Genomic DNA, 25278 nt, shown 5'->3' with positions numbered 1-25278 from the left:
AAGGGATCTAGGACATGACTCAAAGCAAACATATCTATATTGTGTTGACCGGAACGGGGACTGCTTTTAGCGGCTTTATCCGCTTGTTCACAAGGGCCAATCTGAATCACGCCTCCATTGCCTTTGATCCTGAGTTGAGGGAAGTCTACAGCTTCGGCAGGAAAAAAATGTACAACCCGTTTGTCGCCGGGCTTATACGAGAGAACTTTGTGGACCCTTTTTACAACAGTGCAAACTGTGCCATTTATCAATTAAAGGTATCCCCTGAGGAATACGATACTATGTATAATCACGTTCAGGGCATGATGAAACACCAGGATCGTTACAAGTATCATTTGCTGGGTCTGGTTGGAGTATTATTTAATATTAAAATCGACAGGGAAAATGCCTATTTCTGCTCACATTTCGTCGCGTCTGTCTTCGAAGAAACCCAGAATACTCCTGTAAATAAACCATCTTGTTTCGTTACGCCAGAGGACTTCGCCCTCTCGTTGTATCACCATAAGATTTATAGTGGCAAGCTATGCTATTACCTGCGCAAGATCAATTACAACGCGGCTCACTCAGACAAGATCATTATGACCTCTGGCACCTCCAGAATAATGAGAGATATAAACGAACAGGCAGAGGAAGCCGTTATCTAATCTAATCGACCCTCCTCCGCCGTTCATTCTTACTATTTTATACGATGAAACCGGAAATACGCTGACCAATCGTCCAAGATTTGAACTGTTATCTTATCTATTTTGACCTGATATTCGTTCGTAGCCGTGAAGGTGAACGTAAGGGGGCCGTCAGGCAGCTTTTCAAAAGAGGAATCATACAGTTCCCCCTTCCATACCAGCTTATCCTCATTGTCCGGACGCAGCTGTGTGCTGTACCCGCCCGGCATAGTCACCTCCACCGTATCCGGCAACCCTGTAGTGTCCGCCAGGAAAATAAATTTCTCTCCCGCCCAAAACACGCTATAACCCCGCGGCTGCTCTCTGTCGCCACTCTTCTTCAGATTATAATTCTGTCGATTCAAATTCCACTCTTCCGTATGCTTCACTTCGCCTTTAACGCTCAACAAATTCACCATGAGATATTTCCGTGCGGAAGCATTACTCCAATCAAATCCGTCAAATACATCAACCTCGACGGCATACTTTTCATTCTCGATCAGAGCCCCCGCCGGAATCTGCCACTGCTTCACACCTGACACTTGATCTCCAGATTGTACTTTTATCGCTCCTGTGGCCAGATTGATAATTCTCACACGGAAACGTTGCTGAAGGTCTCCATCCTCATCCTGATAATCCCACTGGATGATTGGAGTGAGCGTGCTGGTGATGGTCGGCTTATTCGGGTTGTCACTCGTTGGATAAGTGATGTTGACCTTCGGCAACCGATTCACCACGGTGATATTTTGGGATAGCTCTCTGAACAGCCCCAGCGAATCGGTAACTACCTGACGGTATGTAAATGTACCGTTTGTAGTGAACTGCTTGATGAAGTCCTGCTGTGAACTGGCCAGTGCTTCTGCTCCGCTAGAAGCCTTAAGATAGTATTTATAGGACAGAATGTCTCCCTTCGGCTCGTCTGGATCAGAAGCTATGCTCTTGATACTTAGCACATCCGTCCGATATATCGGTACCTTTGTGGCATCCTTGCCAGTATCCGTGGTCATCGTAAACCCAGGTCTCGGTGGGTTATCGAGGATGAACGATTTTTCATTGGAAACCTCAGACCACGAACCCTTGGAATAGACCCGCCCTAAAACTGTGAAATATTCAAAGCGTTCGAAAGTTCCGTTAGGAACTTGATATTGCCGAATGAAACCGGTAGTGTCCGGATTTTCAACGCTTTTAGCCAGTAATCCCTCTTTGGTGAAGAACTCCAGCCGATACTTTTCCTGCGGATTATTTTCCGGATCGGAATATGTCCACTCGATAAGAGGATCGCCTTGCTTCTCAGCATCTAACAATGTAGGTGCTGCAACCGTTCCAGATGGAGAAGTTAAAGTCATCTTAGGCGGTAAATTTGGAGCCACATTCACTTTCATGGATGCTATATTCGACTTATCCCCGATCTGGTCCACGGCCCAATGCTCCAGCATGTAAATCCCTGTCTCCGGGAAGCTGATCTGAACATCTTTAGTTCGGTAAGAAAGCACTTGGCCATCACTGTTCGTTATCTTCCAGTAATATTGCAAACTGCTCACGTCGGAAGGATCAAGATCCTCAGCACCTGACTTGTAAATTTCAGTGTCATATTGGAAAACGGATTCAGGTCCATTAATTGCTGCTGCCGGAACATGGTTTAACACCTTAAACAATCGCGTAGCACTGGAACTGAGTGAACCATCTGAAGCGGTCAGACGCATTTCCCACCCATCTGAAATGGCTTGTTTCTGGGAGATGCCACTTCGAGCTATCAGATCCCGAATGGTCATGACCTGGTCTCGGTTATTGCCTGAATAGTAGTATGGACTATTATTGATTCTCGCGTTCCATTGATAGGTCAGGTTATCTCCATCTTCATCCGGGTCCGGTGTCATGTTTTTCATTGTAGTGACCGTGTCCCGATACACTTCTGCCGGCATACTAAAAGCAGCGGCTGGTGGATGATTCATAACCTGTACGGTTTGAATATAAGGCTCTGACCAGAGCCCGCGGTTATCATGTACTCTTAGGTATATTTGATAAGTTCCTTCCCCAAATTGGGCGATATTCGGCGGTATAGCTGGGCCTCCATAATAAGGCCATACTTCTTGCCAGCCATTTTTGATCACAGACCAACTGTAAATATCCAGGGGATCATTGTCAGGATCGAAAGAACGGTCTGTAATGGTGGTCGCTTTACGATAAGACACAATATTGGGATCTACCGTAAATAGGGCCACTGGCGGCAGATTTCCCGCAGCTCCGACTGTCCGCTGGCACCAATCACTCCACACCCCGAGCCCATTCACCCCGTCAACATCCCGTACTCTTAGACGTATATCATATTGATCTAAGGTAGGAAGATATGTAGGTGGCGCTCCTTCCATCCAGACCTCTGACTTTGTTTTTTTATACTGCCATTCCCTACTCGAAATCCCTCTGTTAGAGGAATTTATGTGATCAAGATCGTAGCTGTTGTCCGTAAGTTGTAGAGCCCCGCCTGCAAGCATCGCGGTGAATAAAGCTATTGGCTTTCGATGCACAAGGAAAGTCATCGCAGACAAGTTATCCCGGCTCCACATGCGATATTCATCGAACCGACCATCGGTTTTCGGATTATCTTTGGCTTGAAAGACTGCAGTATAGGCACCGCTGTACGGGAACGAATAATATTTATCCGAGCGCCATAATCCACTGTCTGGTATGATGCCCATGCTATTATCAAAGAAATAGGGATCATGCTCGTACTTATATCGTTCCTGATGCTTGGGATCACCTTCGTAATCTGTAAACACGGTACTTACATCTATAGATGAATTGACCAGAAGAAAGGTATTGTTCCTGAGCCGGTTGATCACGCTGAAGTTCATAACCGCTTCAGCTTTCAAGTTAAATGGATCAACCGCTTTTACATGCACGTTATAATTGCCAGGCGGTATATTTTCCTGTATAACATCAATGGGTATCGTGAAATGTTTCGCTGCTCCCGTGTTGGGGACGGTGATCCTTTTGTAAAACACATTCGGGATCTCCGCGATCACCTCCAACGTGTCATTGTCTGGATCTTGTACATTCCCTTCCACATTTAAAATGTTAAAACCCGGCTCATTCATGAGCGTTATTCCGTTTGGAGTGAGCAACGAAATGTTTGGTTTTTTATTGGTGTTTAAGGAGAATACCCGGTAATCGGTAATTCCGTATTCTTGGTTCTTTTCAATAGTCTCATCGCTAAATCTACCATATTTTACAAAGTAGAATTCCATCGCCCTGACCTCAACAGCAACCGAAGTAGGCTTTTTAGGCAAACCCTTGATTACATAAGTCGGTGAAATGTCTGGGTAACACATCCACCAATATCCTTGTGCGTCTTGACAACTTGATTCGTAGGTCATCATTGGAAACCCACTTCGAGGCATACTATATGTTGGTGAAATGTCTCCATTGGCTAAATCTGGTCCGGTAGAATAACCTGAAGATGAATTATTTATTTGCCAATCTTGACCATCCAGACCAAGATGAAAGACGGTTGTTACATAATTTGCAAAACCGTGAGGCCGACCATTATAGGATGTTTGTCCTACAGCAGCCCTCCTAGTGGTCCATGAGGTCGGCCGAGGATCTGAAATATTCATGGTAAGATCCCCAGTGATCTGATTCCACCTGATATTGGTAAATGTATACGCAGGGATGTCTAGTGCCATATCGATTTGATATCCATTTTCAGCGGCTGCTGTTAAGTGTACGGCGGGAACCTCAATATCATTAAATTCGATCACTTCTCCTGCAGCACTTACCTTCTGCTCTCTAGGGAAAATGAACAGCGGCAATAGTATCGTTAACGCCAACATCACATTAAATAATCGTTTCATCTGTTGTCTCAACATTCGGTTCCTCCTTACCAAGACCAATCGACTTCCGGTGCGCGGTTCATTACGTTTACAATTCGCTCTGTCACTGATTGAGGCGGCTTGCTCGTGTACGAATCCGCAGATCTACGGTCTGCAGCGGTCACAAATTCCGGAATCGTTGGCTGGTCAAACTCTTCCGTAACGGTAAGGCGGATTTCATATTTACCGACCTCCAGAAGCTCCAAATTCAATACTGCTTTGTTCTCATCACTGAACACACGCCAAGTTTCATCGTCAAAGCTGCCATTATTGTTTGAATCGTACCGATACTCCCATTTCCGATGGCCAATGAAGTCCCAGTCTGTGGAGAATGACAGATCGCTTAACGAAACGATAGCTCTGTTCCCCTGATCAGGTGAACGATAGACCTTACTAGGCGCTGAAAAATACGCCACTGGCGGCTGATCCGGAACGATATCAAAGCTAACACTTGTTGAATCGGAAAATCCTGCCGTATTCGTCACACTGATGGTAGCCTTATACTTTCCGGGTTTCTTAAATAGCACATCCTTTTCATTGAAGCCTGAAAGCGTTCCGCTGTATTTGATATCCTCATTCGTTCCCCCGGAAACAGCTTCAAGGCTAAACCTTGTCTTGGCTGGATCGATCGGATAATAGTACGGGCTTGTACTCGCATCCTTGATAATGACTTTCCGATTCTCTTTCTTCGTCCCCCCAATCTCCAGACTGGCTTCCGGTATCGGCTTAATTACTTTAATCTGACGGGAGGTTGAATTGGCCAGTCCATCATTGTCAATGACTCTCAGACTAACTCGTTGCGTGATTCCGACCTGATTTAAGTCATACCAGGTATAACCGTATGGACCGGCCACAGGACTCATGGCATTAGGAGTTGTCCACTTGTAATCCACGATCGTTCCATCCTTATCATAAGAATCCCTTCCGTCGGCCATAAAATCTTCTCCAGCCATGACTTCATCTGGCGTATCCAGTACAGCTACTGGTGGTAATAGCTTGGAGGGTTGACCTCCTCCGCCTGAAGGTGGAGGTGTAGGCATGATCGGAGTTATGGATACTTCAACAACTGGCGTGAAGGTTTTCTCCAAGGAAGTAATCGTTCCGGCTTTAGTCTCCACCGGCTTTGTAAACCTCACGACCACCGTCAGGGAATACGGCTGCTCGAATTTGTCTTTATTGGTCATTTTGGCCTTCGGTATGGTGAACGAAAACTCTTTGTTGGCCGAAAGCACCTTACTGTATTCCTTTTTAATTTGCAGGGTACTGTCAGCGCCTTTTTCCTTGGCGTAGAAGATCCATTCGCTGATGTTAGAGGTATTAGTGTAGGCAGCTAGATCGCCTTTCAGGGAGAGTGTAGCCGGTACGTCCTTGCCTTCATATAGCGCTGGGTTCGGGTTCGGTTTGATGATTGTTGCGCTACCGGTAAGTGTTGGCTCTGTGGGAAGGGTGTAGTCGAAGGTGACGTTACCGGAATAGCTATAAGAGGTCAGCTTGGCTGTCGCAGTAAAGTAGTATGGCAGGGTGATATAGTACAATCGTCCTTCCACCCATATCCCTTTATCAAATCTATCTGAAACTTCTTCCATTTCAAAATTTTGAGATGGAAGAGAGTAGGAAATAATAAACTTCCCATCTTTGATACCGATACTTCCCACATCTCCTACAAGAGAAAGGGGATTTAGTTGAATACTTGACTGCACAATATTACTAGAAGGTACTATATCTGTCTCATTGGTTTTAAACCATGTGGCTGCGCTTGGATCGACAGGATTAGTTTTAGTAGATACTTTTCTTGTAGGTGGTGCTCCCGACGGCATTGTATTATCTGTAGCGTCAACATTGTAACTTTCGTTATATCCTTTATTCTCTTTATAGTCGTTAATCTGCCAACGCCGACCATCCGCATAACGCCAAATAGAGTTACCTGGATTAGTTATGAAGTTCTCCAACTTTACCCCTTTTGGAGTCTGTATTAAATTCTTTCCTTTGACGCTAAATATTTCATCTTTCACAGTGCCTTTTAGTGTGATCTTTATTTTTTCATTTTCAACTGCTATAGCTCCCACAACACTATTACTACCAGAATATTTAAGTGTTCCTGCCTTAATCGTGAGGCTAGTGACTCCACTTGGCAAATCCAGATAAAACGTTTTTGCACTGTTATTTGAACCAATCAGTTCTCTCGAAACTGGTATGTTGAGGCTTTCCTGCTTAACATCCGCAGCATGTACAGGATTTATTGGAAATGAATCTAAAATGAGTATCGTAACAATAGATGCGATTAGCCATGAATATTTATTTTTCATACTATTTATCAGTTGCCTTTACGATTTCTACAAAGTTCTGATTCCCCTTATTATTAACACTTACATAGAATTCTTTAAAATCTTCATTGTATAAATGAGCTTGATAAGTACTAAGCTTTTGACCAGGCTTCAGACTCCATGACCATAGTGCTTCATTATTATTAGGTTTATAGTTTGCCACGTTAACAGTAGTTAATGGCATTGTCACATATGCGCTATAATCCCCTCCAAAGTTCAACACCCATTTCTCTTTTAAATCCTCGTAGCTTTTTTGAACAGTATTTCCGCTCTTGTTCTCTACCGTGATTTTAGTCCAGATAAAGTACTTTGCGGATTCTGTACCTGTATACCCGTACTTTTTAATCAGCGCCTGAGCGTCCTTCGACTTGGAATCAAAAATCATAATCTTCTCCAGCGTGTAGCTCAATCCTCCGGCAGTCACCGTTACCGGCAGCTCAACGTCCTTTTTCAAGCCATACTTGAACAGGTTATCCGTCATCACCGTTTGAGTTTTGCTAGAAGCTGGAACTGCCTCTGCATTTGTTACTCCACCATGCCCCAACACCGCCCCAAACATCATTACTGTTGCCAAACCTGTCTTTACCATCGCCTTTTTCATCGTTCGCTCTCTCCTCGAATTCAATTGGTTATTTATTAAGGGAATAGAGCCCGGGATAAAACTATCCTCAAAGACTCCGATTGCCGCTTAAACTACTTATTGTACTTGTACTCCTGAACTGCTGGTACGGTAATGGCTTCTTGCATTTTTGTTCTAGCAATTAATACCGGATGCTTAGTTTCTATCACCGCTATAACGGAAGGACCTTGTATATATTTGGTGATGCCGTATTTGCGGTCCTCATAGAGTAGCGGGAAACTTACTTCTTTAGATTCATCTACGATTTCGAACTTTACAATTTTGACCTTTTCTCGAAATCTACTTCCTACTTTAGGAGAGAGATCATTACCTAGACCCAAATTATGACGAAGCGAATCCTCAAAGGTCGCATAAGCTTGGACGGGGTCGATAATCAGTCGTCCCTGTGCGCGGGCAGCCTCATCCATTTCTTGTGCGGCATCATGGACTGCAACGTTACCGGCATCCTTCAGCATGCCCCGCAGCGTGTCCCATTCTTGATTTTGAATCTGAAAAAACCAGGAATAAACGAAGATCAGCAGTACAAAAGCCAGTTTGATAATATAGTCCATCTGTTAGCCCATCCCTATCTAGTCCAAATACTCACTCATGATAGATCCATGCCCGTAATAACGTGTCGGCTGCGACGTACCGGAGAATTTGTAAGGAAATAGATTTAGTCGCGGTGCCGTTACATACACATCAATCCGCTGCTTGCGCTCCTGTACAGCCTCCGTACTGCTGGTGATTGAGATCGAAGCTTCGGGAAAGCCGACCGCCTTCAGGTTAGATATCACTTCGCTTCTCATTGCAGAGGTAACCATTCCCTCAGTAGCTGCCTTTTGAGTCAAAAATGACGTGTTCGCCTTCACCTGCAGATCGAGCAAATAATCAAGATAAGTGAATATGGGCTGCAAAATAATAAAGAGGACGAGCCACATGAACAATGCCCTGAGGACAGTCGCTTTCACGGATTCTGCCCCCTTCTAGTACTGTTCTACTTGCTTTGTGTAAGTAATGATGTCATCTTGGCTATCGCCAATGATGCCAGTAGCTGCAGTAATAAATATCCCGGCGATGACAAAGCCAATGGCTAGAAAAAGCGCAACTGAGATAGAGTCCTTTTTCATAACTTGTTACACTTCGCTGTCTGTCAACAAATGGGTTGCAGCACTTTGAATCTGCCCTGACGGTTGTACACTCATCACTTTAGGAATGTCTGGTTTACTATCACGCGCATTATTAACGACCTCCCGGACAACAGGAACCAGGATAGCAATAACGATGGCAACGCACAAAAATCCGATAGCGATAAACATACCTGTAGAAATAGCATCTTTTTTCATTGTTAATTTCTCCCTTTTAATTGTATATTTTTATTCAATTCTTGAATATGACAATTTTTCACTGAAACATCCCCACCCCGCCAAAATTACCTTTTATTAGCATGATGTACTGCATCGCCAGACAAACAATCATCAAAAACGTGGCGATCGACGGAATAACGTTCACAATCGTTGAGATATCCCCAATAAAGGACCATTTTCTCAAATACTGATCACTGGAGATTTTCGAGATGATTTTCCCCTGTTCTCGCAAATAGTTGGCGGCTTCCACATCGTCGTCCATACTCTCGGTAGCCAGCAAGATAGAACGAATATCGTTAATAAAGCTATGGTTCGCCGGAAACCTTCCACAAAACCATTCTATGGCCGGTTCCACCCCTTCATCGACCGCGCGTTCTGACAACTCGTGTAGATCCTGACGAATATACTGAAAATGATCGGCAGAGCCTCCACAAAAAGCAGACAGCTGGACATATCCATGCTTGCGCAGTCGGTTATTCTCATATAGACGAATGAAGGAGATCAGCTCGCCATCCTTTTGCACCATAGTTCTCTGGTGATACCATGACAGCAACCAGCCGAATGGAAGATAACGTACAGGGCTGGTAACCAGAAGAATGAGGCCTGCAATCAGTGGATCATAGAGTGAAAATGGGGAAGCACGGATGAAATCCCCGATAATCTGGAGTAGCAGATAGAGAAGCGCTACAGAGTAGCGAAACAGGGTGATTTTCCGGGCCGATACAGGTAATCCGCTATGGTCCAGCAGCTGCTGTAGACGGTTGTTTTGCACACGCTCGCCAAGCTTGTTCCACTTTAGAGCAAGTCTTAGAATATAGCGTTCCTGCTTACTGCTACTGCTCACAAAAACTAACAACGCAACGTACGCAACTCCCAAAGTAGCAAGCAATAAAAATAATCTATCCATAGTTCATCACCTTAATGGTAGTCCAGTTTAGGTCTGGCAAGAACCGTGCTGATGACAAAGGAAACAAAGAGTCCCGTAATAATAATCATCAAAAAGGTCAGGCCGACCGGGGTCTCGAACTGCAGTCGCATATACACATCAGGTTTCAGCATGTAGATGAAGGTTCCGACAGAAGAAAATAGCACTACCAAATTACCGTACAGCCCCAGGCTGATTGCGTCTCTACTATTTGCTTTTACCGAAATAATGGTCTCCCGCTGCTGCTCCATCGAACGGTTCAGCATCATGAGCGAGTTCTTCAGATAACGTGTGCCTTCCTTCTCCGAATACAGCAAATCTGACACAAACTCCACAGCGAAGGTTGTTCCAATCGCGGAAGAGAAGCGTGCAGCCTCCTCATTCAACTCTCTTTCATTACTGTAATTGGAAAAGGCGGCGCCAAGCAGCTTGAGCGGGGTCTTCAGCACATTATCTTCTGTGAGGAAATCAGCTGTTTTGTTCAAAATGGAATCTACCGATAGATGTGTGAATTTAGTCGATATTTTCACCACGTCCAGCAGGTCATAGCTCCCTCGCACCTTACGCTGCGCATGGACATACCTTAGTCGAAAGTAAGGAATCATCGCAGAAATAAAGGCTGCAAATAACGGAAAACGCCACGCCCCTTGAATGGGTACCCCCTGCTTAAACGTGACCCCCTCCATAAAAGGATTAGCGAAGCTCAAACGACCGGGAAGCTCGCTTAGTGTCAGTAGACCAGATAAGAAAACAGCTATAAACACAATGCCGGAACCAAACATAAAACGCATCACGCTGATCCCGGGCTCGTACTTCCGCTGGGCAAAATATAGCAGATGGTCCAGATGGCGATAAATCCACAGGCTCTTTCGAAACCTGCTGACCTTTTGCCCGAACATACTGGCCTTACGGTGCAACTTCTGGTCCAACTTGCCCCCAAACTGCCGCAAATGCTGCTCCACGAGCGGTTTAATCATCAGCCATAATGCCCATACCACGAGAACATGCAGAGCAAACCGTAGTAAATACTGCAAAAGATTCATAGATTCACCACCTTACTTGTTAAGAACAATCCTCGATTTTAAACTTTCCTTCAGGGGCTGTGCCATCGGTTTGAGACCAGCTAGATGTCCAAGCTCTTTAAGCAGTATTTTGGCGGCGGTGGCATTTTTCTTCAACATTTTGCTCATCAGAGCTTCTGTCAGCTTATCGTTGTATGTCCACTCTCTCCGCTCCTCATCCCAGCGCATCAGATCATTCGCAAAAACCGAATTACGGGCCTCATCATAAAATACCTCCGAGATACGGGCCAACCGCTTCTTCCCGTTCGGAATACTCTCCAGAATAAAGACCAGTTCACAAGCCTTCAGGGCAGAAATCAAATGTCCCTCCAGACTCCCACCAATACGGGTCGATACAGCAAAAGCCCCCTGATACGGAATATCTTCTGAATCAACCGTGTGAAACGTACCCGTGATGCCGTCATAGCCCTTTTCGCCGCTCCAAAGATAGAACTCCCATTCGTTGTAACGCATTTCAGTCATGTAGACGATATTCGGGTCATGCCGCAGCGATTCCACGCCTACCTCCATCAATTCCTCATTGGCGGCCTGAATCGGAATAATCCGGTGACCCTTAATCTGATACGGCAAAGTCGATTCCGGATGCTTCTCAATCATCACCACTCCCATACAGGAGGATGAACCGAGTAGTTGCTCACCGACAATCGTATTGGCAAACGTTGTTTTACCCGAACCGACTGCGCCTGCAATAATCGTGTTGCGGAATGTCCCTGCGAGCGCCCGAATTAACTCCACGGCCTCTGCCGGGATACATTCCGTGCCAGCCTGATCATCCAGATCAAGAAACTCTACAACCTGCCGTCTCAGCGAAATTGTTGTAAAGCCTTCCCACACCCTCGGGGATACCCATATTGCCAGCCGGATGAAACGTCCGGGCCAGAGTGGATCATCCATTTTAAACTCCACCGAAGGGTGATCCTTGTTCAGCTTTTTGTTAGGATCACTCTTCAGCAAAGATCGCTTTAGCTGTTCCACCCGATCCAGAGAGGGCATCTCGTACGGATAAGAGACAAACTGTCCTTTGTGGTTATAAAAGATTTGTTTTCCAATCATCTGCAGTCCCGTAGACTCGCTATATGCCCGGTCTGTAAACCAGCGGTAGGCTGGACCAAAGCCCTTCCATTCGTGGAAAAGTGCCTCCGCTGCTGTCCGGTATGCCTCTGGCACCTGGCCTGTAAACGGTGTTTTGCGTAAATACTTCTCAATTTCATTCATGAAATAGCTGACGGCCTGGGGATCACCAATCAGCGCCTTGGCATTGAGCTGGAAATAGTAATCATCCTCCCGCTCCAATCCCGCATTCATATCATTTTTCATTTTTTGCAAAAAAGCATAGAAATCTTCCTTCCCGGGCTTGCTGCTGCGCATCACACTTCTTTTCAGAGAAAATGGCTCCTGAACACTAATCATGAGAACAAACCCTTCTTCCGTGCCTCTGGCGCCAGTCCAAGTGCCACCATTAAGAAGCGTACCTTGTCATCAACCTGCTGAAGCTCTCTTTTGCCAAGCGGAAGATTATCCTGAAAAGGCTGAACGTACGGAATTTCCAGCATAATTTCGCTGCCGATTCGATGGGCCAGGGTTTTCGGTGTTGTAATCTCTTCCAGATTGCTTCGGTTAATGATCAATTGAAAATCCTGTGGTCCCAGATCCATATGACCAGCCAACTCCAAAAACGGTTCCAACCTGTATTCGTGTTTGGGGTGAGTAACGATCAGTCGCAGCGCACATTGATGCATCCCCACATACCAGGCGGCACTTTCCGGAATAGAACCAAAATCAGCAATCACGATATCGGCATTCTCCGCTGCCCGGGCCAAAAGATACTCGATCTCCTCTTCCTGATAATCCTGAGCGCTCAAATAGTCATAGTTACCCGGCAGATAGGCATAGCCATCCTGCTTGATCAGTTGCTCGAAATCCTCAGCGTGCAACATCTTGCCTGTAATTCTTGGACGCAGCCTGTCCAGGCTGATTGTTGTTTTACGGTCAAAGCCTGGATTATACAAATCAAGACCCAGTAAAATCACGCGTAAGCCTGCCGTAGCAAGTCTCCAGGCAAACAGCTTGGCCGCACTTGTACAGCCGATTCCGGGACCTGACCCGAAAAACCCAACCAAATTGCTGCGTTTCTCGCCATCCTCTTCCAGAATAAAATGGATTTTCTCGATAATCGCCGATGAGGTTGAACGAGGCGGAATAAAATGAATCCCCAGGCTCTCGCATAACATATGCACCGGCTGATAGCCGTGAACCCCCTTTTGCATATACAGATAAAGAATCGTCGTTGCCGGGTACCTATGGCGCAGCTCACGCAAAGTCTGTACCGGCACTTGCTCACTGGTTGCCAGAAGCATGTGTCCCTCCGTATGGGGCGGATCAGGCAGCACATTTTGTGTGACGACCGTAAAGCCTGCATTTTTAATCTCATTGACAGTCAGTTGATCCATTCCAAAGCTAAAAATCTTCAATTATGTTCTCCCTCCTACTACTCCACCCGCACAATCCACAGCTTCTTGCCCTGCTCCAAATATTGACCTAAGCGCCTGCCATCACTTTTCTTCAGCTTTAGTTCAGGTGACGCGACCTTCCCCGTCGATGTGAACCGATTGTTCGTGTTACCATGCTCCGAGTCGAGTACATCATTATTGTCCTCCGAGCGCACATAGTTCACTGTGGCTCCAGCCAGAAACAGCGACGCTCCAGAATCAGGAAGCTCCCCAGTCTCCTTACCGTCATTTGAAACTCCTGGCGAGTTATCTATACCATTGGCAGCATTGTGCTCTCTGGCTGTACTAACATTGCGGGAATCACCCTCTACCAGATAGATATCCACCTTGTCCCGGCTGCGCAATGAACCATTGATGGCATAAATCCCCTCCTTCGGAATTGGGAATATTCCTTCATCAGCCGTAGGTTCCAGCTCGCTGACATCAATCAGGTAGTCCGTGAGAATACTTCCATTCGTTAAATTGACATTTGTGATTTTATGTTCGACCTTCCGGATATCTGTAATGACACCGGCAGGAATGTCCTTGGTCTGAACCGAATCCAGGTACAGATCAGCAGCGGTTAGCTCATAATTTTTAGGCAAAAAATTGCCGTCTGCTACCTTGACCTTCACTACCGTCTGGGCCAGCACGTAAGGCTTGAAATATAGATCGTAGCCAAGTAGCCCGCCGAACCCTGTAATCAGGATCAGAAATGCGAAAAAATAATTACGTTTTAGCAAATGCCTTCGCTGTAAAGACAAGCCCTCTGCCTCCTTCAAAATACGAATTTTGCCCACGACAAAATGCACTTTGGCATGGATATCCAAAATGCTGGTAAAATGCTTTTTTACCTGTAGGGAATTTAGAAAATTATACGATTATCTAAGAGGAATTAAACTGAGGGGTTCTGCGGAATGAGCATTCCGGCTGATGAAGAATCCGGTGAACGCCGGGTTTGCAAGGGTTGCACCCGCGTCCACCGAAAAGTTAGTTGAATTAGTTAAACACGACAGTCTTGTTGTTGTGCACAAGAATACGATCTTCAATGTGCCATTTAACAGCACGAGCCAGAACCACACGCTCGATCGTACGACCAATTCGTTTCAGTTCATTCACATCATCGCTATGACTGACACGCTGAACGTCCTGCTCAATAATCGGGCCGCCATCAAGCTCTTCGGTTACATAGTGGGCCGTAGCTCCGATTATTTTCACCCCGCGCTGATAAGCCTGTGCGTAAGGCTTGCCACCGACGAAAGCGGGCAGGAACGAATGGTGAATATTGATGATCTTGTGACGGAAATGCTCGATGAATGAAGGCGAAATGATCTGCATATAGCGGGCCAGAATGATGACATCAATGTCGCCTCCGATGACTTCAAGCTGCCGCTGCTCAGCTGCTGCCTTGGTATCAGCAGTAACCGGGATATGATGGAACGGAATGCCGAAGGATTCCACATAAGCCTGCATATCCGTGTGATTGCTGACTACAAGAGCAATTTCAGCATCCAGATCACCAGCCTGCCACTGCCAAAGCAGCTCGACCAAACAATGATCTTCTTTGGAAACAAAGATAGCTAGCCGTTTCTTGTGACTCACCTGGAAGATCTGCCAGTCCATCTTGAACTTGTCAGCCACTGCACTGAATTGTGTGCGAAGTTCTTCCAGCCGCTCCCCTAGCTCCGGAAGATCAAATTCTACTCTCATGAAGAACATGCCGCCATCCGGGTCCATCGTATATTGATCAGACTGAACAATGTTGGCGCCGTGCTGGTGTAGAAAATGCGATACTGCCGCCACAATTCCCGGACCATCCGGACAGGAAATGAGCATCCGCGCACGGTTCGGATATTGATGACTGCTTGAAGAATGATCTCTTTTTACATGTAATTCCATGTTCTGTGTTCCACCCTCTCATCTACTTGCGCATGTCTAAAGTTTTGCTTAAGCGTTAACCAGAATTTGTTTGCCGGCAAGCCACGCGATCAAGCGTTGATTGATTCCTTCCTCACTGAGCGCAGGGAACAATCCGGCAGCCGCCACATGATCATACAAACGTTCCAGCGGTTCACGCGGGTCAGCCTTCTTGGCCTTGGCATCGTTCTTCAGCAGATTCCAGATATCGAGCACATACTGACGGGAGTCAATCTCCAGCTTGGCAAAGAAACTATGCAGTTCCTCTACTTCCTGCAGGAACTCCGGTCCGAAGCGCTCTGATACGTTGCCACGCAGCAAGGCAATCTCTACCTCATACATCGGCCGCTGTGTCTTAGCATCTTTGCCGATCCATGGCGTCTCCAAGATAAACGGAAGACCGGACAGCGCTTCATGATGTACCACCTTATTAAGGGTATCGAAACCAATAAAGCCAGAGCCGATCGGTGTGTGACGGTCTTTGCGTGCACCGCAAGGATTCTTACTGTCGTTGATATGAATAACGCCTAGACGGTTCAAACCAACGATCTGATCGAACTGCTGCAGCACCCCATCCAGATCGCTAACGATATCATAACCGGCATCATGAATATGGCAGGTATCCAGACAAATGGTCAACCGTTCGTTGTGAGCGACCTTGTCAATGATCGAAGCAATCTCCTCGAAGCTGCGACCGATCTCTGTACCTTTACCGGCCATCGTCTCAAGCGCAATATGGACTTCCGTCTCATTAGTACCGTTAAGCACCTCATTAAGACCGTCAGCAATCCGCTGAATACCATATTCCGGGTCCTTGTCAGTATAAGCACCTGGATGCAGTACAATATTCTTGACGTCGAATGCATGTGTACGGCGAATTTCCTCCTGTAAAAAATCCACAGCCAACTGATACGTATTGTCCTTATACGAGGCCAAATTGATAATGTATGGCGCATGGACAACAATCTCCTCTACTCCATTGGCCTTCATAGCCAATTTCCCTTCCTCAGGGTACATCGCTTCAATCGGCTTGCGGCGCGTGTTCTGCGGCGCTCCAGTATATATCATGAACGAGCTAGAACCGTACTCGTTGGCTTCCTTAGCAGCAGTCAGGAGACCCTTGTCCGAGCTGGACACATGTGAACCTATTTTCAGCATGCTTTTTTCCCTCTTTCCATCACGAATTAAACTATATTCTACCGTGAACGGGGGAATAAATCTAGGCAATACCCTCTGGCATTCCGACTTCGCAAAACTTGGTAAATACGCTATACTTTAGACCAGAGACAAATTTGTGATAATAATCATTGTTAAAGGTGGTTAGGACATGTTTATCAAATCAGGGCTTGGAACGTTGTCAGTAGCACCGAGCAATTGGTTTATGAACTCCATCGCTTTCTGGACCTTTCTTCTACTTGGCTCCATGTGTATCGGCGGCTACTTTATGTTTCGCAAATTTTTGAAAGTGCTTCCCAAAGCCGACGGGAAGTCCAAACTTGATTGGCAGAACTATTGGGTGGAACGCAGCCGACCACTTTGGGGCAACGAATCTAAGGCCTTTCTGGATCAACTCGTTCAACCGGTGCCTGGACCCTTTCGGGATATCGCCAAACATTCCATTGCTGCCGAAATCGGAAAGATAGCGGTGGAGAGCAAAGCCACTGAAGTCACACGCGATCATTGCATCAAGGGCTACATCGTTGCCACCCCCCGGCGGGATAACCGTTTTCTCGTCAGTTTTCTTGAAAAGAACGGAATCGATTACTCTCCCTACAAACATTTGTTCAAGTAGCCCATCATACAGAATTCCCGTGCTTTCCTGGACGGCCAAATGGAGGCATGCAGTATGAAATACGTAATATGCGGCGGCACAGGCTTTATCGGAAGCCAACTTAAGGATTACTGGCTTCAGGACGGTCATGAAGTATTGATCGTAGGCCGCAAGCTGCCTGAAGTGAAGTCATCACATGCCAAGCTAAGTTATCATACCTGGGACGACCTTGCAGCCAATCCCCTCCCTGCCGAGAACAGTGACGCGCTCATTAATCTTGCCGGCTCCTCACTAAGTCAGCGCTGGACCCCAAAAGGAAAGCAGTCCATTATGCAATCCCGTCTGGTCACCATAGCGTCGGCAGCCAAGCTGCTGAATGCGCTGAAGCATCGGCCACCTGTAATCGTTCAAGCCTCAGCCGTAGCCATCTACGGTACATCCTTGAATGATACTTTCGATGAATCTTCTCCGGCCCATGTGATGGACTTCCCTTCAGAAGTTGTAAAATCCTGGGAGGATACTGCAGATGCAGCCTACCCCAATATCAGAATGGTCAAACTCCGCACAGGAGTCGTACTTGGCAACGGAAGTAGGGCCTTTCCTATGATGAAGCTCCCCTACCTTCTAGGTGTTGGTGGCAAAATCGGCAGCGGCAAACAGTGGCTGTCCTGGATTCACCATGATGACATCGTGAAGTTAATCGACTTCTGTGTCCATACACCAGAGATCTCCGGTCCAGTCAACGCCACAGCTCCACATCCAGTCACCAATGATCAATTTGGCCGAACCCTTGGTAAGGTGTATAAAAGACCGCACTGGTTCCCACTCCCGGCATTCCTCTTGAAGACAGCGGTAGGCGAACTTTCGGAAATACTGTTGAAAGGCCAGCGAGTGCTCCCTTCCAAAGCGCTAGCGCACGGATTCAGCTTCGTTCATCCTACACTGGAATCTGCACTGCAAGACCTCAAAGCCCGATAAAGCTCCGCAAATCAAGCAACATTGAATTCAGAGGCTAGGCTGTGTGAAAGATATAATTGCCTTTAACAATGGTAAATACAGTTCCTTCCATGAGCGGATACTCTTTGTATGGGATCATAGCTTCCCCCTGTAGCAATGTTCCGTTCCTGGAGTCGAGGTCTTTAATGACATATCCGGTTTGGCTCTTGAGTATTTCAGCATGCACTCGCGAGGTACCCTCAGACTGCTCTACATATTGGGCCACCGCTTCCGAACGTCCGATAATAAAGCTTGCTCGATCCAATTCGATTCGTTCTGTAGGGCCGCTGTTATTGTGATCACATCGTTCCAGATACGGAATAGCACGTCTGTGCTTATCAGCCGCCGCATTCTTATCCGGTGCATTGTCCGGTGATAACAGAACGGTTGCCGAGGCAGGAAGCACGCCTGAAGCAGGGAATTCCTGAGCAGGATTCTTCTGGTTGTGCACTGATAGGCTATTGTCCATCCCCTGCCTGGTACTCAACGGTTCTACCTTAGGCATCGGTGCTGATATACCGGCGTTCACAGAGTTTCTTCCAGAGCTCCTTGCAGAAAACCTATCCGGCTCCTTGAGGCTCATTCCACGTGTAATCTCTTCTGCGTCCGGTTCATCCTCATCTTCCTTCTTGCCTAATTTGAGGTTTCCAGTCCACACCAACCAGCTTATAATCGCAAGGAGCAACGTTAAGATTCCGCAGACTGCCAACCATAGTGTAGTAGGGTCACTCATATAAAGAAATTTCCACAACAGTGCATCGCCCAGCAAGCATCCAAGCACGATATATGTTCTGTATGGCGAGGCCTGCTGCGTATCATTTTCATCCGTAATCCCTGAACTTGTTTCTTCTTGGCTCTGCTGAAAAGCGGAATAACCACCCGCCCATGGAGTCGAAATAGGTTCTGCCGTTACCCTCACGGAATCTTGCAGGCCTACTTTCTCATCAGAACCTCCTATTGATGACCGTGTTCTTAATGATTGGTCAGCTAACCTAGATGGCTCAGGATTCTCAAGTCTTCGAAAAGGTAGGGCATTGCTCTCCCTCTCAATTACCGGAGGCGGTTTCACCACTTCCCCCTCAGTTAGAAGTTCAGCCAGTAGTTTTTTCAAACGTGCGGGGGTGAAGTCCTCTTCTCCACAGCATTGCAATAATCGCTGCACACCATCGCCCGCAAGTTCCTTCACTGAAGCCATCAGTGTCATAATTAGAGATTTAAATCCTTGACCAGTTGAGAGTACCTCATCTGGGCTGAGCAAGGGGACGTAGGTCAGATAGACTTTTCCGGAATGAAGCGAACCTTCGACGAAAATATAGTCCTCATGCAGCACATATTGTTCAGCATTCAGCATATAGAGCCTGCCCTCTTCTATTGCTTGGGCCACCTGGAGCAGCAGACCAAAGAAGGACGTCATACTCAGTTTCTCGCCTTTCAATAGATGGCTGAGCATTTTTTTGCGGGATAATCCATATTCCAGAGTGACTCGGAGGTCGATCTCCTTGAGCTGCAGCCGCAGGTGGTGCGGGATTTCAGAATTCATAAGCATACGGACCTGTACCATATTGAGTCGTTCTGCACGCAGCCCTTCAGGAACACCCAGCATCATGCTGATGCCATCCTTTTGCATGAAATCACGGGTCAAACCAAACAACAATGATCACCTCCCAGCCTTAATAATATAGATAAGCACATACGACAGCGGGTAACACGGCTAGCATAAAAGGAAATTTCAGCAGATCTCCGCCGCCCGACTTTGCTATTCCCAGATTTCGCAACACTACTAAGCCCGCTACTTTTCCGAAAACTTTTCGCAACCGCCTCCCCGATTCTTTACGCCGCAAGGCGATGATCCAACCGATGACCGCTCCGAACAAGATAGAATACATGATCACCTGCGCTGTGAAAATGATGCCCGTCCATGCCCCGATGCCGGCAAAAAGCTTAACGTCCCCGGCTCCAACAGCCCCTATAAGATGCAGAAGCAGCATCACTGCAAATCCCCCAGCGGCCCCGATGACTGACAATAACAGACCGTGCCAGCCGTTTATGAGCGACTGAGCCAGCAGGCCCCCAAGCCATGCAGACACTGTAATCCGATTGGGTATCCGCATCGACCGTATATCTGTAACCAGTGCGGCCACCAGAAACGGCATGCAGCCCCAAAAAGCCCAATCGGTCATACCCTAACCCCCTTTTGTACCTTTCACTACTGTAAAATTAACTTCAATGGACTGCCCGTCATCCGTCTGAATAACAAGTGTCCAGGAACCTGGCGTCGTGTTCACGCCAATTTTCCATTCCCATTCGATGTATCCGTCCTTGTCCGCCTGCTTCCAGCCTAAGTACTTCGCTTTGCTCAAGCCGCTCTTATAAATAACCGTTAAGTTTGCTGAGGTGCCCGGTGGGATCTTGGCCCGAACCTTGCCCTGCTTGTTCACAACACCAGGGTCAGGCTTCTCCAGGATGATAATTGAATCCTCTTCTTTACCGCCCTCTTCCCCATCTCCACCACGGCCCTCGCCAGTATCACCGATCCACAATCGTTCTACGGCACTGGCCTCCAGCACAATGTTTTGATTCAGAAAAGGAATCTTCATGGGCAAATCATAGCTTACCTCCACACCAAAATAGGGTCGGGTTCCTTCCTTCAGATCGGGGATAATAACATTGGACACATGAATTCGTTCATACTCCAGCATGTCACTGGCGAGATGTGGCTTCATTAAAGGCTTTATGGCCAGGTCCAGTACACTCTGTGAGGTTTCCGCCTGGAGCTTTTGCAGTGGTCCTTCTCCCTTTTCTGCTGCGGCCAGGGCCCACTCATTCAACGGAGGCGGCAGATCATTCGCATAATCCTCCCCCCATTCCATGAGGGAGAGACGGGGTATTCCCCATGACGAGCCAGAATTAGCCGGTTCGCCTCCCGGATTGCCTCCTTTAGGATTGGCTTCGCTTTCGCTGCCTTCATCCCACTTTTGAGCAGCCAGGGCTGCGGGATAGATATGGTTGGAGATAACTTTCACGGTATCCGAGGCCGTGCTTTGCAGGGCGGTAGAGTATAAGCTCATTTGAATGATGAAGATCAGGAACAGAACAAATAACAAAAAAATGGGGAGAACCATTGCCGCTTCTACCACCATGCTACCCTCGTTCTCGTTCTTGTCACTGCTTCTCCCTTTGAGCCATCGTCTCATGCACCTCACTCCCTTCGCCTAGTAAGCTGAATCAGCCTGTATCTTCCTGTAGTAGACCTTTCCTTCCACATCCCCTGCAAGCGCCCCACTGTAATTCAACAGCCGAACCATCCCTGGCAAAAACCACAGCCGAAGGCCGAAACGTATATTGGCAGAAGCATAAGTATTTCTCTCTGCGGGATTGATGCCTGTATTGAGCCGAATCACAGCTAGCATTCGTGATAACTGTGATTCGCCACTGCCATGCAGCATCAGGAACACACGCAGGTAATCACGATAAGTAAACTGAGCCGTTATAAACTCTGATAATGGAATCGAACCATCCTTGCACAGTTTCAGCATGTCTTGAACTGCCTGCTCAATACCGTACAATAGCGCGGCCGCCAGCACAGCCAGCGGGTTGCCAATGCCCGCCTTTTTGACAAACCCCTCCATCGTGCGAATGGCCATCCTCATGGCGAATATCTCACCATAAGCCGCAGCAATGTTGCCTGCCGGATTATGGAATCCGTACAGAATATACTCCAGCTCCTGGGCATGCGGGTCCATCTGTGCAGCAAGACGATCAACGTTCGTGTCTTCCTCTCCACTAGCCATAGAGGACAAAGCCGAGATATCAAAATGCTGAAAATAGAGTGCCGTATACTCTGTTTGAAAAAGCCTGTCTCTTGTCCCCGTAAGGGCATTGGTCATAACATCGTATACCCCGTCCATATTTGTCATCGCAGAGCTTCCGGCTGTATATGGGTCGGAGGAGGTTTGCCCATCTTTTCCAGCATCATCCAGTCCCTTGTTCAGAGAAAGAATCTCCTCATAGTACTTCTGCAAAGTATCATACCGCTGCATTGCTTCTCCCGCCCGGTCACTCAGCTCCCGGATTTTATCTATTATCTTCATGGCATCACCCAGCTTGGCCTTGGCCTCTTTCTCCCACTGCTTCCGCTGCTTATCCGAACCCCGGTGTTCTTCAAGCGCAGCAAGTTCAGACTCAATAAGGCTGCCGCCAGCACCATAGCTGCCCAGATAGTCCCTAACAGATCGCGCAGCCGCTAAAACAGCCCCAAGCATTCTTGAACCATCACTGTATAGTCCAGAAGATTCAGCAAGGACACCTGGCAATGCAGCAGTTAGTGGTTCCAGCCGTTCAAAGTCTCTCTTTTGCACAGCAAGATGTTCCTCCAGGCTTGTAAAGTCAGCTTGATCAAGAATCAGGGTATCCTCCTGCTCACGAAGCTTGTACAGCGGATCGGAGTCTACTTCATCACCGCCGCTGCCTGGAATATCCCAATCTCTGGCCCGGTCACGTTTATCAGAGCCGCTGTTTCTGGACTGCTCCAGTACCAGTTTCATTTCTTCGTTCAGCTCTCTCGCCCGTAGCAAAGCACTTTCCGCTTGTTGAATGAAGACATTATGCTCTTCACGGAAAGTATTCATGACTTGCGGAATTCGCTGAATAACAAGAGCCGATTGCTGCGAATACCGGGATAACGGATATGTATATTTTGCAGACTCCCGGCTGTCACGGTTCATATCCCACATATACTTGTAAACAAAATCATCATATTGCGCAGCTACATCTGCTGCCGTGGATACCTGACCAAGAGTACTTGGTTGGAGACTATCTCCCGGCGGATTCATGATGAGCTGAAGCATTGTTCTTCCGCTTTCTGTTGCTTGCTTCCGTCGTTCTATCATCTGATCCAGTGCTTCCTCACGTTCATCATAAAGCGGCTGCAATGCACGGAGTACATTAGTTACCTGCGAGGCCTCCGCCATCGCTCCAGACAAGGGCTTGAACTTTCCACCCAATTCCAAGGCAAAATCGATCGGAGCCTTATATTTCATCTCTTCAATAATCTGACGACGGAAAATATCATACTCTCCTAGTGGTCGAGTCCATTCCACGGTAGAGCTCTCAACGCCCATCTGAATAAGATTAAAGGCATCCACCCGCCCGCTTTCGTGCAGATTATCATTGAGTACGCTGGATAACAGCATATTTCCATCCGTTCCACCAGAAGCGAACAAGCCGTATTTCTCCAGTAGCCGGACATCGTAAGCAGATAGCACAGAACGTATTCCTGCCCGAGCAAGGCGTTCCCCTTGGGTACTGGCGGCAGCAATCCGCGCATAATCAATCAAAACCGCATCGAACAGGAAGACAAAGGCCAACACCATGATCAAAAAAATGGATACCGAACCGTCTGTTCGAAAAAGCCATCCTGCCTTCCTGCGCTTCAAGCCGCGGTTAGAGCCGTTATACGCTCTCTTCATCCACGTCTTCCTTTCTCCATGCCTATTCTTCCAGTTCCTGATCCAGCCTCACTTTTTGCCAAGCTTCATCATCATTGCGGAGGCATCCTGTTTGTTCATAAGCTGCTGGGTCTCACCATTTCCCTGACGACCTTTGAACTTGGCTCCGTAATAGCGCATCAGGTCTATAGTACGAATAAACTCGGCCGGCTCAGAAACGACAGATGTAGCTTGTATACTGGGACTAGCACCGTCTGAAAGCACTTCATCCAATACAGGTAAGTGAAGCTGACCTTTTAATTCCAAGCTCACTTTACGCCCAGTAAAGCCGTACTTGTAACCCATCACCCCTGGCATATTGGCTGGGATCATGCGGGAAGCATTAGTCAGCTTAAGGGCAGGCAGTAGAGCTGCATCTGCATCTCCACCTGGAAGCTCAATCTGTGTACCTCCACTTCCACCCTCACCACCAAATAACGATGCAAGCAAACTGTCCTCCCCGACACGCCAATACAATGAATCATATTCACCGGCAGCAACAGCACCCGTCTTCTCTTTATGGCTATTATCCCAATTAAAGGCCGCGCGTTCGGCAGAAGCCGACGCGACCTGTAGCAACATCGTCTTCTGATAACTGTACAGTCCAAAGAACAGAAGCAGCATTGTAATAAACATAATAATGGGTAGCAGGAGGGAAGCCTCGATGGTGAAGCTCCCGCGATCATCCCTAAGTAACATCAATCGAATACTTCCTGACTCTTCTTACCGGCTGTACTGATCAACGACTTCACAACCTCTACGATTTCTTTTCTAAATACCAATACCACAGCAATCAATACCGCAATAATCAGAATCATTTCCAAGGTACCAAGTCCACCCTCGTCCTTCCAGAAGCTTTTCATTTTCCCCATAATCAACGACATTCCGTCTTCCTCCTCTACATTTTGAGCATCATGATTGCCGGTGTTCCCACTAGCACAATAACGATTAAAAAGATCACTACCATCGGAAAGACCAACTTCGAGGAGGCCTGCTCCCCGCGTGTACGGCTAACCGCCTTCCGCTTATCCCATAGCATCCGTGACAGGTCGCGGAGCGCCAGCACAAAATCACTTCCACCCCTCCGATAGTTCAGTAATACGGTTGTGGTGAATAGCGACACCTCTTGCACAGCACAGCGTTTGCTGAAGTTCTCGAGCGACTGCTGAAAGGAATAACCGCTCTCCCATTCCCCTGTCATAGCTACTAACTCTTTATATAACGGGTGCTTTGTATTCCCTTTGCGACTTTCCAGACAACGCTGAATCGCCCGCTGTACAGTCTCACCTGCACCGACCAACAGCACGATACTGTTCAGCAGTTCAGGCAGCTCCAGCAAAATATTCTGCTCCCGCAATCGCACCTTTTTATGCAAATCACTTGCTAGAGCAACCGGCAATGCAAGAGCCAGCATAGATCCCAGTACAATCCCCGTCTGTTCCCCGTTAAAAAGCGTCAGTGCACTCCCCGAGGCTGCCAGTAGCCAGCTATAGCTGAGCATTTCTCCTACGAACAGCAGCGTTCGTTCTGCGCTGTATCTGGTACCCTCAATCCGTTGAAGGGAACGCTGAATTTTGAACATCACTGACGGAAAACGACTACCAATGCCGATCCTCTCAATCAACAGCAGCATCGGTTCACCAAGCTTCCGTAATCTCAGTCCCTCCATGGGCAGTGTGCGCAATCCAGCATACCGGTTGCCACTTTGCACACGAAGGACACACCAGAATACGATCAATAGAACCAAGACCACACCAGACACCCATCTCAT

General features: G+C 47.3%; 24 protein-coding genes. 3 read left to right on the top strand and 21 right to left on the bottom strand.

Going from position 1 to position 25278, the window contains the following annotated elements; genetic code table 11:
- Positions 1–14: 14 nt before the first annotated feature.
- Positions 15–644, top strand: coding sequence for a hypothetical protein (locus ACFVRY_RS08065; RefSeq protein ID WP_387499026.1), 630 nt, complete (start codon positions 15–17; stop codon positions 642–644).
- 32 nt (positions 645–676) lie between these two features.
- On the opposite strand, the gene ACFVRY_RS08060 is transcribed toward ACFVRY_RS08065, so the two are convergent.
- The 14 genes from ACFVRY_RS08060 to ACFVRY_RS07995 all read right to left on the bottom strand — a co-directional run bounded on the left by ACFVRY_RS08060 (position 677) and on the right by ACFVRY_RS07995 (position 16412).
- The gene (locus ACFVRY_RS08060; RefSeq protein ID WP_387499024.1) at positions 677–4528 is read right to left on the bottom strand and encodes a PKD/REJ-like domain-containing protein; all 3852 of its coding nucleotides are present in this window, start codon (positions 4526–4528) and stop codon (positions 677–679) included.
- Between the two features lie 11 nt (positions 4529–4539).
- The gene (locus ACFVRY_RS08055; RefSeq protein WP_387499022.1) at positions 4540–6543 is read right to left on the bottom strand and encodes a hypothetical protein; all 2004 of its coding nucleotides are present in this window, start codon (positions 6541–6543) and stop codon (positions 4540–4542) included.
- A 295-nt stretch (positions 6544–6838) separates the two neighbouring features.
- Positions 6839–7456: a hypothetical protein gene (locus ACFVRY_RS08050; protein ID WP_387499020.1), complete on the bottom strand. Its 618-nt coding sequence runs from the start codon at positions 7454–7456 to the stop codon at positions 6839–6841.
- Between the two features lie 92 nt (positions 7457–7548).
- Positions 7549–8046, bottom strand: coding sequence for a hypothetical protein (locus tag ACFVRY_RS08045; RefSeq protein WP_387499018.1), 498 nt, complete (start codon positions 8044–8046; stop codon positions 7549–7551).
- An 18-nt stretch (positions 8047–8064) separates the two neighbouring features.
- Entirely contained in the window at positions 8065–8445 is a 381-nt protein-coding gene (locus tag ACFVRY_RS08040) for a hypothetical protein (RefSeq protein WP_387499016.1), read from the bottom strand.
- A 15-nt stretch (positions 8446–8460) separates the two neighbouring features.
- Positions 8461–8604: a hypothetical protein gene (locus tag ACFVRY_RS08035; RefSeq protein ID WP_175370637.1), complete on the bottom strand. Its 144-nt coding sequence runs from the start codon at positions 8602–8604 to the stop codon at positions 8461–8463.
- 6 nt (positions 8605–8610) lie between these two features.
- Positions 8611–8820, bottom strand: coding sequence for a hypothetical protein (locus ACFVRY_RS08030; RefSeq protein ID WP_387499014.1), 210 nt, complete (start codon positions 8818–8820; stop codon positions 8611–8613).
- A gap of 58 nt (positions 8821–8878) precedes the next feature.
- Positions 8879–9685, bottom strand: coding sequence for a hypothetical protein (locus ACFVRY_RS08025; RefSeq protein ID WP_387499012.1), 807 nt, complete (start codon positions 9683–9685; stop codon positions 8879–8881).
- 74 nt (positions 9686–9759) lie between these two features.
- Entirely contained in the window at positions 9760–10809 is a 1050-nt protein-coding gene (locus tag ACFVRY_RS08020; RefSeq protein WP_387499010.1) for a hypothetical protein, read from the bottom strand.
- Positions 10810–10821: 12 nt separating this feature from the next.
- Complete coding sequence (locus ACFVRY_RS08015) at positions 10822–12258, bottom strand: ATPase, T2SS/T4P/T4SS family (RefSeq protein WP_387499008.1); 1437 nt, start codon at positions 12256–12258, stop codon at positions 10822–10824.
- Entirely contained in the window at positions 12255–13319 is a 1065-nt protein-coding gene (locus ACFVRY_RS08010) for a CpaE/TadZ family protein (protein WP_387499006.1), read from the bottom strand. The genes ACFVRY_RS08015 and ACFVRY_RS08010 overlap by 4 nt, the downstream gene beginning before the upstream one ends.
- Positions 13320–13336: 17 nt before the next feature.
- Positions 13337–14101, bottom strand: coding sequence for a CpaB family protein (locus tag ACFVRY_RS08005; protein ID WP_387499004.1), 765 nt, complete (start codon positions 14099–14101; stop codon positions 13337–13339).
- A gap of 235 nt (positions 14102–14336) precedes the next feature.
- Complete coding sequence (gene purU / locus ACFVRY_RS08000) at positions 14337–15236, bottom strand: formyltetrahydrofolate deformylase (RefSeq protein WP_387499002.1); 900 nt, start codon at positions 15234–15236, stop codon at positions 14337–14339.
- Positions 15237–15284: 48 nt separating this feature from the next.
- Positions 15285–16412, bottom strand: a complete 1128-nt coding sequence (locus tag ACFVRY_RS07995; protein WP_387499000.1) for a deoxyribonuclease IV — start codon at positions 16410–16412, stop codon at positions 15285–15287.
- A 169-nt stretch (positions 16413–16581) separates the two neighbouring features.
- On the opposite strand from ACFVRY_RS07995, the gene ACFVRY_RS07990 reads away from it, so the two are divergent.
- Together ACFVRY_RS07990 and ACFVRY_RS07985 are read left to right on the top strand one after the other, a co-directional pair.
- Positions 16582–17046: a DUF2621 domain-containing protein gene (locus tag ACFVRY_RS07990; RefSeq protein ID WP_387498998.1), complete on the top strand. Its 465-nt coding sequence runs from the start codon at positions 16582–16584 to the stop codon at positions 17044–17046.
- A gap of 54 nt (positions 17047–17100) precedes the next feature.
- A complete protein-coding gene (locus tag ACFVRY_RS07985) occupies positions 17101–18003 on the top strand; it encodes a TIGR01777 family oxidoreductase (protein ID WP_387498996.1) in 903 nt (300 codons plus the stop codon).
- A gap of 34 nt (positions 18004–18037) precedes the next feature.
- Here ACFVRY_RS07985 and ACFVRY_RS07980 read toward each other — a convergent pair whose 3' ends face one another.
- The 7 genes from ACFVRY_RS07980 to ACFVRY_RS07950 are packed head-to-tail and all read right to left on the bottom strand — an operon-like array spanning position 18038 to position 25278.
- Positions 18038–19675 carry a DUF6382 domain-containing protein gene (locus ACFVRY_RS07980; RefSeq protein ID WP_387498994.1) on the bottom strand — a complete coding sequence of 546 codons (1638 nt, stop codon included), beginning with the start codon at positions 19673–19675 and terminating at the stop codon, positions 18038–18040.
- A gap of 16 nt (positions 19676–19691) precedes the next feature.
- The gene (locus ACFVRY_RS07975) at positions 19692–20201 is read right to left on the bottom strand and encodes an A24 family peptidase (protein WP_387498992.1); all 510 of its coding nucleotides are present in this window, start codon (positions 20199–20201) and stop codon (positions 19692–19694) included.
- A 3-nt stretch (positions 20202–20204) separates the two neighbouring features.
- Complete coding sequence (locus ACFVRY_RS07970; protein ID WP_387498990.1) at positions 20205–21215, bottom strand: TadE/TadG family type IV pilus assembly protein; 1011 nt, start codon at positions 21213–21215, stop codon at positions 20205–20207.
- 18 nt (positions 21216–21233) lie between these two features.
- The gene (locus ACFVRY_RS07965) at positions 21234–23489 is read right to left on the bottom strand and encodes a hypothetical protein (protein ID WP_387498988.1); all 2256 of its coding nucleotides are present in this window, start codon (positions 23487–23489) and stop codon (positions 21234–21236) included.
- A 48-nt stretch (positions 23490–23537) separates the two neighbouring features.
- A complete protein-coding gene (locus tag ACFVRY_RS07960) occupies positions 23538–24206 on the bottom strand; it encodes a TadE/TadG family type IV pilus assembly protein (RefSeq protein WP_387499706.1) in 669 nt (222 codons plus the stop codon).
- A complete protein-coding gene (locus tag ACFVRY_RS07955; RefSeq protein WP_066373036.1) occupies positions 24206–24391 on the bottom strand; it encodes a Flp1 family type IVb pilin in 186 nt (61 codons plus the stop codon). Before ACFVRY_RS07955 ends, ACFVRY_RS07960 begins: the two co-directional genes overlap by 1 nt.
- Positions 24392–24405: 14 nt before the next feature.
- Positions 24406–25278, bottom strand: coding sequence for a type II secretion system F family protein (locus tag ACFVRY_RS07950; RefSeq protein ID WP_387498986.1), 873 nt, complete (start codon positions 25276–25278; stop codon positions 24406–24408).

The organism is Paenibacillus sp. NPDC057934 (genome assembly GCF_042887565.1).
Taxonomy (GTDB): domain Bacteria; phylum Bacillota; class Bacilli; order Paenibacillales; family Paenibacillaceae; genus Paenibacillus_AQ.
This window is presented reverse-complemented; position numbering and strand designations above follow the sequence as displayed.

Bases quoted from the DNA above. Each gene is read 5' to 3' on its own strand.
- ACFVRY_RS07985 (WP_387498996.1), top strand. From the start codon at position 17,101: ATGAAATACGTAATATGCGGCGGCACAGGCTTTATCGGAAGCCAACTT.
- ACFVRY_RS08030 (WP_387499014.1), bottom strand. From the start codon at position 8,820: ATGAAAAAAGATGCTATTTCTACAGGTATGTTTATCGCTATCGGATTT.
- ACFVRY_RS07995 (WP_387499000.1), bottom strand. From the start codon at position 16,412: ATGCTGAAAATAGGTTCACATGTGTCCAGCTCGGACAAGGGTCTCCTG.
- ACFVRY_RS08050 (WP_387499020.1), bottom strand. From the start codon at position 7,456: ATGAAAAAGGCGATGGTAAAGACAGGTTTGGCAACAGTAATGATGTTT.
- purU (WP_387499002.1), bottom strand. From the start codon at position 15,236: ATGGAATTACATGTAAAAAGAGATCATTCTTCAAGCAGTCATCAATAT.
- ACFVRY_RS07965 (WP_387498988.1), bottom strand. From the start codon at position 23,489: ATGAAGAGAGCGTATAACGGCTCTAACCGCGGCTTGAAGCGCAGGAAG.
- ACFVRY_RS07960 (WP_387499706.1), bottom strand. From the start codon at position 24,206: ATGTTACTTAGGGATGATCGCGGGAGCTTCACCATCGAGGCTTCCCTC.
- ACFVRY_RS08065 (WP_387499026.1), top strand. From the start codon at position 15: ATGACTCAAAGCAAACATATCTATATTGTGTTGACCGGAACGGGGACT.
- ACFVRY_RS08015 (WP_387499008.1), bottom strand. From the start codon at position 12,258: ATGATTAGTGTTCAGGAGCCATTTTCTCTGAAAAGAAGTGTGATGCGC.
- ACFVRY_RS07955 (WP_066373036.1), bottom strand. From the start codon at position 24,391: ATGTCGTTGATTATGGGGAAAATGAAAAGCTTCTGGAAGGACGAGGGT.
- ACFVRY_RS08045 (WP_387499018.1), bottom strand. From the start codon at position 8,046: ATGGACTATATTATCAAACTGGCTTTTGTACTGCTGATCTTCGTTTAT.
- ACFVRY_RS07950 (WP_387498986.1), bottom strand. From the start codon at position 25,278: ATGAGATGGGTGTCTGGTGTGGTCTTGGTTCTATTGATCGTATTCTGG.
- ACFVRY_RS08035 (WP_175370637.1), bottom strand. From the start codon at position 8,604: ATGAAAAAGGACTCTATCTCAGTTGCGCTTTTTCTAGCCATTGGCTTT.
- ACFVRY_RS08060 (WP_387499024.1), bottom strand. From the start codon at position 4,528: ATGTTGAGACAACAGATGAAACGATTATTTAATGTGATGTTGGCGTTA.
- ACFVRY_RS07990 (WP_387498998.1), top strand. From the start codon at position 16,582: ATGTTTATCAAATCAGGGCTTGGAACGTTGTCAGTAGCACCGAGCAAT.
- ACFVRY_RS08020 (WP_387499010.1), bottom strand. From the start codon at position 10,809: ATGAATCTTTTGCAGTATTTACTACGGTTTGCTCTGCATGTTCTCGTG.
- ACFVRY_RS07970 (WP_387498990.1), bottom strand. From the start codon at position 21,215: ATGAGACGATGGCTCAAAGGGAGAAGCAGTGACAAGAACGAGAACGAG.
- ACFVRY_RS07975 (WP_387498992.1), bottom strand. From the start codon at position 20,201: ATGACCGATTGGGCTTTTTGGGGCTGCATGCCGTTTCTGGTGGCCGCA.